This window comes from Prauserella oleivorans, assembly GCF_042685745.1.
GTDB classification, from domain to species: domain Bacteria; phylum Actinomycetota; class Actinomycetes; order Mycobacteriales; family Pseudonocardiaceae; genus Prauserella_A; species Prauserella_A oleivorans.
Genome location: NZ_JBHUNT010000001.1, coordinates 2,992,682 through 3,007,947, shown reverse-complemented (window position 1 = coordinate 3,007,947; position 15,266 = coordinate 2,992,682). Strand labels below are relative to the sequence as shown.

Here is a 15,266-nt window from a genome sequence, read left to right as displayed (position 1 = left end):
GGGGTCAGGACGGCTTCTCGTCGAGGTCGAAAGGGCGGTACGCACGTTTGTGGTTCTCCAGTTCGAGCGCCACATCGACGGATCGCACACCGGGCAGCGCACCCAGGACCCGGGTGGTGAACGCGTAGATCTCCGACGCCTCGGCAACGATCACCTCGCACACGAGGTCGGCCGATCCGGCCGTCGCCGAGACGTACCGGACCTCGGGCCTGCCGGACAGCAGCTGGGCCACCTCGTCGAGCCGCGCGAGGTCCACCGTGAGCCACGCCAGCAACTCGACGTGGAAACCGAGCACGGCCGGGCTGACGAGCGTGCTGAACACGAGTGCGCGCGCCGCGACCAGCCGCTCCACGCGCCGGCGCACGCCGGTCTCGCCGAGGGTGAGGCTCTTGGCGATCTCCCGGTAGGACCGGCGGCCGTCGTCGGCCAGTGCCGCGAGCAACCGGCGGTCGAGGTCGTCGAGCTGGACTCGGCCAGGCCGGGGTGTGTTGCCGCGCTGCGCCGGCCGCGGATCACCGAGGAGTCGCCGGCTCCAGTCGTGCCGCATGGTGAACGTCTTGGTGATCAGTGCCGACGACGAACGTTGCACACCGGGTAGCGAGCCGAGCTCGTCCACGAGCGCGCTGACCAGCATGCGTTTGGACGGCACGATGAGCTCGGCGACGACGTCCCAGGCGCCCGTGGTGAGGGCCAGAAACCGCGTGTCCGCGCGATGCGCGAGCTCGTCGATGACCCGGCGCACCGATCCTGGGGCGCAGTCGAGCTGCACCAGCACCGGCTGGCCGAGGCCGCAGACGAGCGGGTCGGCGACGCCGACGACCCGCACGATGCCCTCCTCGAGGAGACGACCACCGCGGCGGGCCGCCGTGCTCTCCGTGGTGCCGGCCAGCCGGGCCACCTCGGCCCAGGCGCTGCGGCCGTCCAGCTGCAGTGCCGCCACGATCCGGCGGTCGAGCTCGTCAAGTTCCGCCACCCTCGCGCCTCCACCGACTTCTCGATCGAATTGAGCAGATCCGGCGTTGATTCGGGCGAAGCTACGGGACTACGGCGTGAATGTATAGACAGATGCGGGAAACCGGCCGCAGCGCCGTTACCGGCTTGTTGCTGGTGTTTCTGCCGCGTCAACCGCCGAAACGGCGCCGGGGACGAGCGGTGACCCGACCGGCGCACACACCGGCCCGAACCTCGACCACGGGAGCCACGCCTTCAGTAGCCTGGTCGCGGTTCGCACCTCGACGGACGGAGCGCAGTGAGCAACGACGCCCACGACTACACCGAGATCGCGTACTCCGTGACCGACGGCATCGCGACGATCGTGCTCGATCGACCCGCCCGCCTCAACGCCTTCACCGAGACCATGGCGCACGAGCTGGCGTCGGCCTTCGCGCGAGCGGACGCGGCCGACGACGTGCGCGTCGTCATCGTCACCGGCCGCGGGCGGGCGTTCTGCGCCGGCGCCGATCTCGGCCGCGGCGCAGGCACGTTCGATGCCGGTGAGGCCGCCCCGGAGTTCGGCCAGGTCGACGGCGTCCCGCGGGACGCGGGAGGGGTCGTGGCGCTGGCCATCGCCGGCTGCCGCAAGCCGGTGATCGGCGCGGTCAACGGGGCCGCCGTGGGCGTCGGCGCCACCATGACCCTGCCCATGGACATCCGCATCGCCGCCGACACGGCCCGATTCGGGTTCGTCTTCGCCCGCCGCGGCCTGGTCCCCGAGGCGGGCTCCAGCTGGTTCCTTCCCCGCGTCGTCGGCATCTCGCAGGCGATGGAGTGGGTCGCCACCGGACGCGTGTTCGACGCCGAGGAAGCACTGGCAGGCAGGCTCGTCTCCCGCGTGACCAAGGCCGACGAGCTTCTGCCGACCGCCGTCGCGCTCGCCCGGGAGATCGCCGACAACACCTCCGCCGTCTCGGTCGCCGCGTCGCGCCGGCTGCTCTGGTCGATGCTCGGTGCCGGCTCGCCCTGGGACGCCCACCGGGCGGATTCGCAGCTGATCCACGCCCTCGGCAAGGGCGTCGACGTCGCCGAGGGCGTGACCTCGTTCCTCGAGAAGCGCCCACCCCGCTTTCCCGGCCGGGTCAGCAAGGACATGCCCGACTGCGTCCCCGAGTGGCCGGCGCCTCCCGAGGACAGCTGAGCCTCCGGCGCGTCAACGCTGCAGGCCCGTCTCGCCCAACGCCTGTTCATAGGCGCGCAGGGTGCGCACGACGACCTCGCGCTCGGTGTCGCTGAGGTCGGCCACCGCCTCCCGCCACGCCACCGCGCTCCCGCCGAGCCATGCCGTGACCGCGTCAGTGTGCTCCGGCGCGATCGTCACGATCCGCCTGCGCCGGTCGGCCTCGTCCTCCCGCCGGACGAGCACGCCCGCGCGGGAGAGGTCGGCGATCATCAGGCTCACCGTCGTCGGGGCGACCTCCAGCCGCTCGGCGAGCTCCCCGATGCTGAGCGGTCCCTCCAGCTGGAGATAGGACAGCAGCGACAGGTGTCGCGGTGCCAGATCCAAACCGCGTAGCGCATCCGGGACCCCGAGTCGCTTGACCCGCCCGATCAGCCGCGGCATGAGCAGCAACAGCGCACGAATCGCCTCGTCGGTCGCCAAACCCGGTGAAACCATTGACCCGGATCGCCTCCTCGCATTACTTTTGAATGCAAAGCTGTTTTGCTTTCTTTGACGAGTTCCTGGGAGTCATCGTGCCTCATCTGACCGTGCACGCCCTCGAGCACCAGCTCGCCGGGCGTGAGGACAAGCTGATCGCCGCATTGACCGACGCCGTCGTCGAGGTCTACGCGAGTGGGCCCGCGAGGTCGCCGTCGTCCAGCTCATCGGCTTCCCCGACGGCCGATGGGCGGTCGGTGGCACCACCCCGGCCACGGTCGCACCCGCCGTCCGGTTCGGGATCCGGGCCGGCGCGTTGACCCGGCCGGACGGCTCGGAGATCGCGCAGCGGCTCGCGGCCGGCGTCACCGACGCGGTCGCCGCAGTCTTCGGCGAGGAGTTCCGGGCGGGCATCGTGGTCGAGTTCCAGCCGCAGCACGACGAGTACACCGTGGTCGGGGGTCGGCTCCTGCCGAACGCGTGAGAAGGCCGGGCCGCACGAGGCCATAGCGGATTGGTCGCGAGTGGACAGAGGGACGGGCGGGGCGCACGGACCGGCCGATGCCCGTTCCGGCGGGTAGCCTCGGGCCCGCGCAGGCGTTCAGCACACAGTGGACAGTCGCCCGCACCGCCCCTCAGGCCGGGGGTGTGAACCGGCCGTCGACGGCGGTCCAGCCGCCGTCGACCATCACGGTGGAGCCGGTGACGTAGCTGGCAGCGTCCGAGGCCAGGTACACGACGGCGCCGGCGAGCTCCGACGGGCGCGACCACCGGCCGAGCGCGCCCTTGGTGGCGTAGGCCTGGTACCAGTCCGGGTTGGCCTTGATCTGCGCGGTGAGCGGCGTTTCCACGACACCGGGCGCGATCGCATTGACGCGCACGCCCGCCTCGCCGAACTCGGCCGCCGCCGTCTTGACCAGCTGGATGGCCCCGGCCTTCGTCGCGGCGTAGACGGCCTGGCCCGGTTCGACGACCTGGCCGCGGATCGACGAGAACACGATGATGCTGCCGGCACCGCGAGCCACCATGCGACGCCCGAACGCCTGCAGCACCGTGAACGTCGCCTTGAGATTGAGCGCCACGACGCGGTCGAACTCCTCGGGCGTGTAGTCGAGGATCCGCTTGCGCACGTTCATCGCGGCGGTCAGCACGAGGATGTCGACCTCACCCAGCTCGGCCGCCGCGCGTTCCACGGCATCCGCATCGGTGACATCCAGCTGGAGCGACTCGCCGCCGACGTCGGCCGCGGTCGACTTGGCGGTGGCGGCGTCCTTGTCCGCGCACACGACCTCCGCACCGTGCGCGGCAAGCGCGAGCGCGGCCTCGCGGCCGATGCCGCCGGCTCCGATGAGGAGGGCACGCTTGCCGTCGAGCCGGAACAGGTTCGCGTAGTCGGTCATGGGTTCCTCATTCCGGCCGGATGACGGCCATACGCGTGACGGTCAGCTCTTCGATCGCGAACCGGGGACCTTCCCGCCCGATGCCGGAATCCTTCACGCCGCCGTAGGGCATGATGTCCGACCGGAAGCCGGGCACCTCGTTGATGACGACGCCACCGACGTCCAGCTCCTCGATGGCCCGGAACGCGGTCGCGAGCGAGCGGGTGAACACGCTGGCGTGCAACCCGTACCGGGAGCGGTTGACCAGCTCCAGCGCCGCCGCGAGGTCGAGCACCGACCGGATCGCGACGACGGGGGCGAAGATCTCCTCACACCACGCGTTGGCGTCCTCGGGCACGTCGAGCAGGAGGGTGGGTTCCACGGCCCGGTCGACGACGCGCCCGCCGTGCAGCAGCTTCGCCCCGGCGCGTTCGGCCTGCGCGATCCAGTCGAGCGTGCGCTCGGTCGCGGCGTCGTTGATGAGCGGGGCCACCCTCGTGCCAGGGTCGCGGGGGTCGCCGACGGTCAGCTCGCCGATCCGGGCGGTCAGCCTGCCGACGAACTCGTCGCGCACCTCCTCGCACACGATCACGCGCTGTACGGCGATGCAGGCCTGCCCGTTGAAGTAGTAGCCACCCCGCAGCACCGCGTCCGCGGCCTTGTCCAGGTCGGCGTCCACGTCGACGACCAGCGCCGCGTTGGAGCCCAGTTCCAGCAGCACCTTCCGCGGTGCGGCGTCGCGGGCGATGCGGTGGCCGACCGCGGCGGAGCCGGTGAACGACACGGCGGCCACGCGCGGGTGCGTGACGAGCAGGTGGCCGACCTCGGCGTCACCGGTGACAACCTGCACGACCTCCGGTGGCGCCCCGTGCCGCGCGGCGGCCTGGCGGACGACGTCGGCCAGCCACAGTGCCGACAACGGCGTGGCCGGCGCCGGCTTGCAGATCACCGGGCACCCGGCCGCGATCGCCGGGGCGATCTTGTGGCTGGCGAGCAACAACGGTCCGTTGAACCCCGCGATGCCGACCACCAGGCCGATCGGCTTGCGGGTCCAGAACCCGATCATGCCCTCGCCGGAGGCCTGCGCGTCCAGGGCCACGGTCTCGCCGTGAATGTGCGCCACCTCCTCCGCGGCGGCCGACCAGGTGAACAGCGTGCGCGAGACCTCGACCTCGCAGTCGCCGCGCGTCTTGCCGGTCTCCGCGATCAGCAGCTCGACCAGCTCCGCGGAGTGTGCCCGGATCTCGGACTCGACCTCGAGCAGGATCGCACGCCGGGTGGCCGAGCTGAGCCTGCCGACCGGCCTGACCGCCGCGGCTCCCGCCTCCACCGCGGCCCGCGCGTGCTCGACCGAGCCCACCGGCGCCTGAGCCACCACCGACCGGTCGTAGGGGAACACCACCGGGGCGGACTCGGTGTCGGTGACCCAGTCCGGACCGATCGGCAACCCGGACCGCACCACGGGCAACGAAAAGCCCGGCTTCGGACTCATCAGCAACTCTCCTCCGGACGTCCTCGTCCCGACGCCCGCGGCCTCGATCGACGCACCGGCGGACGCCTGCTGGTCAGACCAGCTCGCGACGCCCGAGCATCGCCCATCGTCCACCGGCGAGTCAAGCCACCAGCCGGGCACGCCACCCGAACACGGGATTTTCCCCGCTCGGAGGTACGGACCAGGCCACGGACCTTGACGAACCCACCCGATTGGGCCAGGCTCGGCGGCACTGTATCCAATCGCTGGGCAAGGAAGGTCGGCGAACGTGGCGAGACGGGACGACGGCGGCGGACCGGCGCGTCTCCCGCTCGTGGAGGAAACGGCGGCGGTGATCCGCGAACGGATCTACGCCCGCCGGTACCCGGCCGGCTCGTGGCTGCGGCAGGAACACCTGTCCACCGAGCTGGGGGTCAGCCGCACACCGCTCCGGGAAGCCCTGCGGCTGCTCGAACAGGAGGGCCTGGTCAAGCTCGAGCCCGGTCGCGGCGCCCGGGTCGTCACCGGTGACCTCGCCACCCTGCTGGATGCCTACGAGTTGCGTGCGGTCGTCGACGGACTCGCCGCACGCCTGGCCGCGGAACGGGCCCCCGCGGGCCGCATCCGGTACCTGCGCCGGATCGTCGAGACCCAGCGCGCCGCCGTCGACCCGTGGGCGGCACACGACTACACGGAGTCCAACGTGGACTTCCACGAGCAGATCATGCACCTGTCCGGCAACGAGTTCGTGCTCGGACAGCGGCCGCTGCTGCGGATGACGGCCCAGGTGTTCGCACCGGTGGAACTCGTCCGGCCGGACGCCGCGCGGCGCGCGATCCGCGAGCACACCGCGATCGCCGACGCCATCGAGGCCGGCGACGGGCCGGCCGCGGAACGGCTCGCCCGTGCCCACATCGAGGCCACGATCGCCCAGCTCACGACCGCCCGGACACCATCGCCCGCCGAAGCCGAGGACGCCTCCTGAGCCTCGGTGAGCCACCCCAGCGCCACAAAGGAGTGAATCGCCGGAAATGCCGAACTACTACGTGGCCTCCGACATCGGAGGCACCTTCACCGACACCGTCGTCATCGATTCCGCGGGAACCGTCGGACGGTACAAGTCGTCGACCGTGCCGGACGATCCCGCGCAGGGCGTGCTGGACACGCTCGTCCTCGCCGCCGAGGAGCGGAACCGGCCACTGCCGGACTTCCTCGCCGACATCGAGGTGTTCGCCCACGGCACCACCGTCGCCACCAACGCGATGCTGGAGGGCAACACGCGCACGGTCGGGCTGATCCAGACCCGCGGCTTCGGCGACACGCTGACGGTCATGCGCGGGTTCAAGGGCATCGGCCTCGACGAGGAGTCGATCAAGCGGTTCCGGACGCTGGTCAAGCAGCCGCCGGTCGTGCCGCCGCAGCTCACGGCGGAGGTCACCGAGCGCATCGACTACGCCGGGCGCGTCGTGTGCCCGCTGGACGAGGACGACGTCCGGCGCGCCGTGGCCGAGCTGCGGGCCGCCGGGGCCGAGGTGTTCGCGGTGTCGCTGCTGTGGTCGTTCGCCAACGCCACGCACGAGAAGCGGGTCGCGGAGATCATCGAGGAGGAGGTCCCCGGCGCGTCGGTGACGCTGTCCTCGGAGTTCCTGCCGCGCATCGGCGAGTACGAGCGCACCCTCACCACGGCGGTGAACGCGAGCCTGCGCCCGGTGCTGAAGACGTCGCTGGACTCCTTCGAGAAGACCCTCGCCAAGGCGGGGTTGAAGACGGGCCCGCTGCTGATGCAGTCCAACGGCGGGCTCGCGACGTTCGCCGAGGTCGAGAAACGCGCCGCCGCCACCGTGCTGTCCGGCCCGGTCGGCGGGGTCGTGGCGTCGCAATTCCTGGGCGCCCGCAACGGTTACCGCAACATCGTCACCACCGACATGGGTGGTACCAGCTTCGACGTGGGCCTGGTGCTGGACGGCAGGCCGGTCATGTCCAACACCACCCTCATCGGCCGGGACGAACTGGCCCTGCCGTCGGTGGCCGTGCGCGCGATCGGCGCCGGCGCCGGGTCCATCGCCTCGGTGCGCAACGGCGTCCTGCAGGTCGGTCCCGAGTCGGCCGGTGCGCGGCCCGGGCCCGCGTGCTACGGGCGCGGCGGGACGCGCCCCCACCGTCGCCGACGCCGACCTCGTGCTCGGCTACCTCAACCCGGACAACTTCCTCGGCGGCAGGCTGAAGCTGGACGTCGGCAAGGCGCGCGCGGCGATCGACGAGCACGTCGCCACACCGGCCGGGCTCACCGTCGAGCAGGCGGCCGAGGGCATCAAGACCATTGTGGACGCCCGCATGGCGGACCTCGTCCGGCAGGTGACCGTCGAGCAAGGCTACGACCCCACGGACTTCGCCGTGTTCGCCTACGGCGGCGCGGGCCCGCTGCACGCGTTCTCCTACGGCGCCGAGCTGGGCTGCCCGCGCATCGTCGTGCCCATCACGGCGTCGGTGCACTCGGCGTTCGGCATCGGCTGCTCCGACCTGACGATGGTCGAGGAGCTGTCCAAGCCCATGCAGACGCCGCCCGGCACCACCGACCACTCCAGCGCCCTCCCGCCGGCCGAGCTCAACGCGACGTTCGAGGAGCTGTCCACCCGGGCTCGCCGGGACCTCGTGGCCGCGGGCGCGGACAAGAACTCCATCCGTTACGCCAAGTCCGTCGAGCTCCGGTTCCGCGCGCAGATCCACGTGCTCACCGTGCCGATCGAGGCGGACGTGCTCACCGCGGACGACGTCAACGCGATGATCGAGCGGTTCGTCGAGATCTACGAGGGCCGCTTCGGCAAGGGCGCGGCGTTCCTCGACGGCGGTGTCGAGATCACCACGTTCCGGGTGGTCGCGACCAGCCCGGTGCCGCGCGCCGAGTTCGACACCGGCGCACTCGGCGACGCGCAGGCACCCGAACCGGGAACGCGCCGCGTGTTCTCGGGCGGCGAGTGGCGCGACGCCGCCGTCTACCGCACCGAACACCTGCGTGAGGGGCTGCGGATCGACGGGCTGGCGATCGTCGAGCTCCGTGACACCACCGTCGTCATCGGCCCCGGCCAGGACGCTCAGGTGGACGCCTTCGGCGATCTCGTCATCCAGAACCGCTGACCGGGAAAGGAGAACACCCCATGACCACCACCGTCGACCCGGTCACCTACGAGGTCATCCGGCACAAGCTCTGGTCGATCAACTCCGAAGGCGCGACGACCGTCGAGCACGTTTCCGGATCATCGGTCGTGCACGCCACCGACTACAACTTCGGCATCTACACCGCCGCCGGCGAGATGGCGATCATCGGCACCTACCTGCTCACGCCGATCTACACCGGTGCCATGGCGATCGAGGTGTTCCTCGACCGCTACGACGACATCGAGCCCGGCGACGTGTTCATCATCAACGACCCCTATCTCGCGGCGATGCACCAGAACGACGTCCAGTTCTGCAAGCCGGTGTTCCGCGACGGCGAGATCGTCGCGTGGCTGGGGTGCATGGCCCACCAGGTCGATCTCGGCGGGATGGACCCCGGCAGCTGGTGCACCACCGCCACGGACGTGTTCCAGGAAGGCATCCGGATCCCGCCCGGTCGCATCGTCCGCAAGGACGTGCTCAACCAGGAGTTGTGGGACACCGTCGTGCTCAACTCCCGCATGCACGACACCGTCGCCAACGACTTCCGGGCGTTCCTGGCCGGGCTGCGGGTCGCCGAGCAGCGCTTCCACGAGCTGTGCGACCGCTACGGGGCAGGCGCGGTCCGCGCGACGATGGAGAAGACGCTCGACAACTCCGAGGCCGACCTGCGGGCCATGCTGCGCGAGCTGCCCGACGGCGTCTACGAGCACACGTCCTATCTCGACCGTCCGGACGGCGGCGACGGCATCGAACTGTTGCAGGTGCCGTGCCGGCTGGAGAAGACGGGCGACCGGCTCGTGTTCGACTTCTCCGAGGCGAGCCCCCAGTCGCCCGCCTACGGCATGACCACACGCGGTGGTCTGCTCGGCGCCGTGGCGACGCTCATGCTGTGCACGTTCGGGTCCGACATCCCGTGGAACCACGGGCTGATGCGGCCGGTCGAGGTAGTCGCGCCGGACGGGCTGTGCGTGACGGCGGTCGAGCCGATGCCGGTCTCCGGCGGTGCCGCGGGCGCGAACTGGACCGCGACGTGCTCGGCCGGTGGCGCCATCGCGAAGATGCTGTCGTTCTCGGAGAAGTACGAGGGGCACGCCTTCGGACCTTCCGACGGCTCGTGGCAGCTCAACCAGTTCGGCGGTATCGATCAGCACGGGGAACCCTTCGCATCGATGTACATGGACTCGCTGCTGTGGGGCGGCCCGGCGTTCTCGTTCCGGGACGGCGTCGACGCGGGTGGCGCGATGGTGATCCTCGCCGGCGGCACGACCGACGTGGAGCAGCAGGAGATGCGGCACCCACTGCTCTATCTGTGGCGGCGCATCGTGCCGGATTCCGGGGGCGCCGGAACCTACCGGGGCGGCAACGGCATCCAGTTCGCGATGACACCCATCGACACCGACGAGGTCACCGGCGTGCTGGGCACCCACGGCGTCGCGGTGCCCAACCGCACGGGTCTGTTCGGCGGGCTACCCGGCTCGTGCGCGCGGTTCGAGCGCGTCACGGGCGCGGGTGCGCTCGACAAGCTGGCCAGCGGTGAGGCGATCACCGCACTGTCCGATCTGGATGGTGAACACCAGGTGCTGCCGGGCGTCTCCCCTGCCGCGCGGATCGCGCACGGCGACGTCTTCGAGTGCACCGTCCAGAACGGCGGCGGGTACGGCGATCCGATCCTGCGCGATCCCGCGAAGGTCGCCGCCGATGTCGCCTCCGGTGCGGTGAGTGCCGACGCGGCCGCCCGGCTCTACGGCGTGCTGCTGCGCGACGGCGAGGTCGACGACGACGGCACCCGCGCCGCGCGGGAGAGGATCCGGGAGTCCCGGCGGGCCCGCATGATCGCGCCCCGCGCGACGGCGGTGGAGGCCGGGGAGCCGACCGGGATCTGGGGTGCCTCGCTGGTGACCTCGCAGGGACCGGACGGGCTGGTGGCCTCCTGCCGCCATTGCGGCCGGCCACTCGGCCCGATCGCCGACGGCTGGGAGGCGATCGCGGGCCGCGTCCCGCTGGGTCCGGACGATCTCGGCGCCCGCGTCGACGTCCACGACGCGCTGGCCGCCGTGGCCTACGTCTGCCCGCACTGCGTCACCGCGCTGTGGGTCGACGTCGAACCCGCCGACGGCAAGACCTGGCGGGATTTCGCGCTGCAGGCGTGACCGGGCGGGGCGCGGCGACCACCGGGCGCCCGCGCCCCGTCCCGGCCCTCGAGAGCACAGACAAGGAGTCAAGTTCCCCGTGACGCGCACGTATCAGCTCGCCGTGATCGGTGGCGACGGCATCGGCCCGGATGTCACCCGCGCCGCGCTCGACGGCGTGCAGGCCGCCGCCGAGCACTTCGGATTCGCTGTCGAGACCACCGGCTTCGACCTCGGCGCCGACGCGTATCTGCGCACCGGTGTGGCGCTGGACGAGGGCACCACCGAGCGCCTCCGCGCACACGACGCGATCCTGCTCGGCGCCGTCGGTGATCCCCGGGTCACGCCCGGCGTCCTCGAACGCGGGCTCATCGTCGCGCTGCGCGTGGCGTTCCGGCAGTCGGTCAACATCCGGCCCGTGCGGCTCTATCCCGGCGTCACGAGCCCGGTCACCGCGGTCACGCCCGACAACTGCGATCTGGTGATCATCCGCGAGAACACCGAGGGCCTCTACACCGGCGGCGGGTCCACCACCCATCCCGGCACCGCCAACGCGGTGGCGACGCAGACCTCGATCACCACCGTGCAGGCCACGACCGAGGCCGTGGAGTTCGCCTTCCGGCTCGCCGCGGCGCGCCGGAAGAAGCTGACGCTGTGCCACAAGACGAACATCCTGACCCACGCCGGGCAGCTGTGGCAGGACGTCGTCGACGAGGTCGGCGCCCGGTTCCCCGACGTCGACCGCGACTACGTCCACGCCGACGCCATGTGCCAGCACCTGCCGCTGGACCCCGGCCGGTTCGACGTCGTGGTCACCGACAACCTCTTCGGCGACATCATCAGCGATCTGGGCGCCACCGTCCAAGGTGGACTCGGGCTCGCCGCCAGTGCCAACCACAACCCGGCCGGCACCGCCCCCAGCATGTTCGAACCCGTTCACGGTTCGGCTCCCGACATCGCCGGGACGGGCTGGGCCAACCCGGCCGCGGCTGCCCTGTCGGCGGCACTCTGCCTGGCCACCCTGGGCGAGCGGGACGCCGCGCTCGCCCTCGAGGCCTCCGCCGCCTCGGTGCTCGCCGAATTGCCTGCCCTGGCCGGACCGCGCATGGGCGCCACCACGGCCGAGCTGGGCCGCCGCATCGCCGACCGGGTCGCCGACGTCGATCCCGCCAAGATCGGCGATCCGGGCCGGTCGCTCATGAGCGCACTCGCCGGGCTCGCACCGACCGGCCGCCGATGACCCGGGTGCGGCCGGCCGACGCCGGTAGGCTGGGCTGCCCACGACTTCCGCGGGACCGGGCCGAAAGGGGTGCGCAGTGACCGGCCGGACCAGCCCACCTGCCGGGCGCGTCTTCCAGCGCGTCGTCGACCACGTGCAGAAGGCCCTCGCCACCGGCGAGCTGAAACCCGGTGACCGGCTGCCGAGCGAGCGCGAGCTCGGCGAGCAGTTCGGCATCGGTCGTACCTCCGTCCGGGAGGCGCTGCGCGTGCTGGAGAACATGGGGCTGGTCCGCTCCCAGCCCCGCGACCCGCGTGGCCCCCTGGTCCTGCCGGTGTCAGTCGAGCCGGTCCGCCGGTCGATCGCGATGCTGACGTTCGGCGGCGCGCTCGGGCTCGCCGAGCTCGTCCAGTTCCGCATGATCACCGACGCCTCGGCCAACCTCCTCGCCGCGGCACGCCGCACCGACGAGGATCTGCTGGCGCTCGAACGCAACATGGCTCGCATGCGCGCCTGCCTGGATCGCGGGTACGCCGAGTTCAGCCGCGCGGACCTGGAGTTCCACGACCTCATCGCCGAAGCGGGTGGCAACACCCTTGTCCAGGTCTACGGCGACGTGACCCGCGAAGCCATCCTCACCCTGATCCAGCAGACCATCCTCGACGCCGACGATCAGGAGGCGCTCATGCTGCAGTCCATGCGGCACCACCGCGCCGTGTTCGCCGCCATCGCCGACCGCGACGGGCTGCGGGCATCCCGCCTCGCCAGAGAAAGCCTGTACTCCTACTACGCCGACCACGTCGCGCCGGCGGACCGCGAGATCATGGCCGCGCTGGTGCGCGAGTGCGGCGGCACGCCGTCGGCCTAGCGCCGGTCAGTACAACAGCAACGCGACCGGAGTCACCAGGAGCAGCGTGAGTGCCACGCGCTGGAACCAGATCACGATCATCTGCGGCACGGAGATCGGAATCCGGGTCGCCACCACGCACGGCACCAGCGCGGAGAAGAAGATGACCTGGGACACCGACACGACGGCCACGATGAACTTCACCGCGGCGACCGACTCCGTGACCAGCAGCGCGGGCAGGAACATCTCCGCCACGCCGACCGCCGCGGCCTTGCCGATCAGCAGCGGGTCCGGCGCCTGCACGATCCACGCGAACGGGGCGAACAGGTATCCGAGCCAGTCGAACACGGGGGTGTAGGTCGCCAGCACGAGGCCGAGCAGGCCGATCGACAGGATCGACGGCAGGATCGCCATCGTCATCAGCAGCCCGTCCTTGAAATTGGTCGCGATGTTGCGTCCCAGCGACGGCGCGGCCGCGACCGTGTCCCTGGCCTCCTGCCAGGCGAGGACGAAACGCTGCCGCCCGCGCACCGTCTTCTCCGGCTGGGGCGTGACGCCGTCGAAATAGGTGTCGGGAATTCTCGACAGCGGCCACATCCGCACGGTCAGCGCCGTGACGGCGAACGTGATCAGCAGCGTCGTCCAGAAATAGGTGTTCCAGCTGCCCATCAAGTCGAGTGTGGACGCCACTACCACCATGAAGGTCGCCGACACCGTCGAGAATCCGGTCGCGATGATCGCCGCCTCGCGGCCGGTGTATTTGCCCTCGCGGTACACGCGGTCGGTGATCAGCAGCCCCAGCGAGTAACTGCCGACGAACGAGGCCACGGCGTCGATCGCGGAACGGCCCGGCGTCTTCCAGACCGGCCGCATGACGGGCCGCAGCAGCACACCGACGAACTCGAGCAGGCCGTAGCCCACGAGCAGGGCCAGGAACACCGCGCCGATCGGCACCAGCAGGCCCACCGGGATGACGAGGCTGTTCAACAGGAACGGCCCCATGTCCTCATCGAACAGCCAGGCCGGACCGACGTCGAACACGAGCATGACACCCACGGCCAGGCCGATCACCTTGGCGACCGAGAACACGATCGACACGGCGGAGGAGTTCCACGTCCCCGCGACGAACGGGTGCACGGCTCCGCCCAGGATGATCGCCAATGCGAGATACGGCAGGACGTCCGGCACCGCCGACTCGATGGCGGTCACCAGATGGTCCAGCACGATGGAGCTCTCACCGCCCACCGGTATGGGCACGAAAAACACAAACGCGCCGACAAGGCTGTAAACGAAGAACTTCCACATCGGTGCGCCACCCGCACCTCGAGTGACCTGGTCACCGTGTCGCTGCTCGACCGCCATGGGCCACCACCTCCTCGGTGTGTGGCAGCGTCGCACCGGCCTTGCCCAGGCAGAACACGTGTCAAGGACAAACCGTCTCGGATCCCAGACACCGCGCGCTCTGATTCACGGGCGTAACACCGCCGTCATTTCCGCCGTCCGCGTGCCACCCGGCTCGCGCCCGCGTCGGGCGGACAAGCCCGTCTTGACCTCGAGTTCGGTGGAGGTGTCAGGCTCACGACATGGACACGACGACGATGCCGACCACCACCGACATCTGGCACTCCGGCGACCTCGACCTTGACGCCTACCTCGCCCGGATCGGACAGGCCCGCGCCACGCCCTCAGCTGCCGCCCTGACCGCATTGCACGAGGCGCACGTGCGCGCCATCCCGTTCGAGAACATCGACCCGCTGCTCGGCCGCTCCCCCTCCCTGGCCATCGGCGACATCGCCGACAAACTGGTCCACCGCCGCCGCGGCGGCTACTGCTACGAGCACAACCTGCTGCTGGCCGCCGCGCTCGAACAGCTCGGCTACGACGTCGTCCGGCAGACCGCGCGCGTGCAGCCCGACTCCGGCGGGCCCCGGACACACATGAACCTGCGCGTCCACGTCGACGGCACCGACTACCTGGCCGACACCGGTTTCGGCGCCGGCATCATGCACCCCATGCCGCTACGCACCGGCACCGAGTTCGATCAGGCCGGGTGGCGCTACCGACTCAGCGCCGACGAGGGCGGCCTCCGGCTGGAGAAGTTCACCGACGGCGAATGGCGGGCGGAGTACTCGTTCGGCCCGGAACCGCAGCAGCCCATCGACTATGAGGTCGCCAACCACTACGTCGCCACACACCCGCGCTCGCCGTTCACCGGCCGCATCGTGGTGATGCGCCTGTCGGACGGGGTGTGCCGCAAGCTCATCGGCAAGCACCTGGTGGCCGAGCACCCGGACGGCTCGCGCGAGCACACCGTCATCGGCCCGGACGACCTCGCCGGCGCGCTGCGCTCCCTCGATCTGCACCTCGACGCCGCCGACCTGCACCTCGTCCGCGAGCGCTACGCCGGTGAGGGCTAGACCTCGGCACGACCAGCCACGCGCCGAGCGCATATCCGTACCCGGACCCGCGGCC

At 70.9% G+C, this 15,266-nt stretch carries 13 protein-coding genes and 1 pseudogene; 9 read left to right on the top strand and 5 right to left on the bottom strand.

Annotated features, from left to right (window positions below; translation table 11 throughout):
- Positions 1-4 precede the first annotated feature (4 nt).
- Positions 5-973, bottom strand: a complete 969-nt coding sequence (locus ACFSZT_RS14690; protein ID WP_377391977.1) for an Lrp/AsnC family transcriptional regulator — start codon at positions 971-973, stop codon at positions 5-7.
- A 276-nt stretch (positions 974-1,249) separates the two neighbouring features.
- Between ACFSZT_RS14690 and ACFSZT_RS14685 the strand changes: the two genes are divergently transcribed.
- Entirely contained in the window at positions 1,250-2,134 is an 885-nt protein-coding gene (locus tag ACFSZT_RS14685; RefSeq protein ID WP_377391980.1) for an enoyl-CoA hydratase-related protein, read from the top strand.
- A gap of 12 nt (positions 2,135-2,146) precedes the next feature.
- On the opposite strand, the gene ACFSZT_RS14680 is transcribed toward ACFSZT_RS14685, so the two are convergent.
- Entirely contained in the window at positions 2,147-2,611 is a 465-nt protein-coding gene (locus tag ACFSZT_RS14680) for a MarR family winged helix-turn-helix transcriptional regulator (protein WP_377391982.1), read from the bottom strand.
- 298 nt (positions 2,612-2,909) lie between these two features.
- Here ACFSZT_RS14680 and ACFSZT_RS14675 point away from each other — a divergent pair, with 298 nt between their 5' ends.
- Positions 2,910-3,077: a hypothetical protein gene (locus ACFSZT_RS14675; protein WP_377391984.1), complete on the top strand. Its 168-nt coding sequence runs from the start codon at positions 2,910-2,912 to the stop codon at positions 3,075-3,077.
- 151 nt (positions 3,078-3,228) lie between these two features.
- Here ACFSZT_RS14675 and ACFSZT_RS14670 read toward each other — a convergent pair whose 3' ends face one another.
- Together ACFSZT_RS14670 and ACFSZT_RS14665 are read right to left on the bottom strand one after the other, a co-directional pair.
- The gene (locus tag ACFSZT_RS14670) at positions 3,229-3,993 is read right to left on the bottom strand and encodes an SDR family NAD(P)-dependent oxidoreductase (RefSeq protein WP_377391987.1); all 765 of its coding nucleotides are present in this window, start codon (positions 3,991-3,993) and stop codon (positions 3,229-3,231) included.
- Between the two features lie 7 nt (positions 3,994-4,000).
- Positions 4,001-5,464 carry an aldehyde dehydrogenase family protein gene (locus ACFSZT_RS14665; protein WP_377391990.1) on the bottom strand — a complete coding sequence of 488 codons (1,464 nt, stop codon included), beginning with the start codon at positions 5,462-5,464 and terminating at the stop codon, positions 4,001-4,003.
- Between the two features lie 268 nt (positions 5,465-5,732).
- Between ACFSZT_RS14665 and ACFSZT_RS14660 the strand changes: the two genes are divergently transcribed.
- The 6 genes and pseudogenes from ACFSZT_RS14660 to ACFSZT_RS14635 all read left to right on the top strand — a co-directional run bounded on the left by ACFSZT_RS14660 (position 5,733) and on the right by ACFSZT_RS14635 (position 12,815).
- Positions 5,733-6,428 (top strand): GntR family transcriptional regulator, encoded by a 696-nt coding sequence (locus ACFSZT_RS14660; RefSeq protein WP_377391993.1) that lies wholly within the window; start codon positions 5,733-5,735, stop codon positions 6,426-6,428.
- 46 nt (positions 6,429-6,474) lie between these two features.
- Positions 6,475-7,539, top strand: a pseudogene (locus tag ACFSZT_RS14655) (hydantoinase/oxoprolinase N-terminal domain-containing protein); the annotation flags it as partial.
- A gap of 13 nt (positions 7,540-7,552) precedes the next feature.
- Positions 7,553-8,578: a hydantoinase/oxoprolinase family protein gene (locus ACFSZT_RS14650; RefSeq protein WP_377478263.1), complete on the top strand. Its 1,026-nt coding sequence runs from the start codon at positions 7,553-7,555 to the stop codon at positions 8,576-8,578.
- Positions 8,579-8,598: 20 nt separating this feature from the next.
- Positions 8,599-10,749, top strand: a complete 2,151-nt coding sequence (locus tag ACFSZT_RS14645; protein WP_377391999.1) for a hydantoinase B/oxoprolinase family protein — start codon at positions 8,599-8,601, stop codon at positions 10,747-10,749.
- 79 nt (positions 10,750-10,828) lie between these two features.
- On the top strand, positions 10,829-11,968 hold the full coding sequence (locus ACFSZT_RS14640; protein WP_377392002.1) for a 3-isopropylmalate dehydrogenase: 1,140 nt from the start codon (positions 10,829-10,831) through the stop codon (positions 11,966-11,968).
- A gap of 76 nt (positions 11,969-12,044) precedes the next feature.
- Entirely contained in the window at positions 12,045-12,815 is a 771-nt protein-coding gene (locus ACFSZT_RS14635) for a FadR/GntR family transcriptional regulator (RefSeq protein ID WP_377392005.1), read from the top strand.
- A 6-nt stretch (positions 12,816-12,821) separates the two neighbouring features.
- Here ACFSZT_RS14635 and ACFSZT_RS14630 read toward each other — a convergent pair whose 3' ends face one another.
- A complete protein-coding gene (locus ACFSZT_RS14630) occupies positions 12,822-14,156 on the bottom strand; it encodes a YjiH family protein (protein ID WP_377392008.1) in 1,335 nt (444 codons plus the stop codon).
- A 221-nt stretch (positions 14,157-14,377) separates the two neighbouring features.
- Between ACFSZT_RS14630 and ACFSZT_RS14625 the strand changes: the two genes are divergently transcribed.
- A complete protein-coding gene (locus tag ACFSZT_RS14625; RefSeq protein ID WP_377392011.1) occupies positions 14,378-15,211 on the top strand; it encodes an arylamine N-acetyltransferase family protein in 834 nt (277 codons plus the stop codon).
- Positions 15,212-15,266 lie beyond the last annotated feature (55 nt).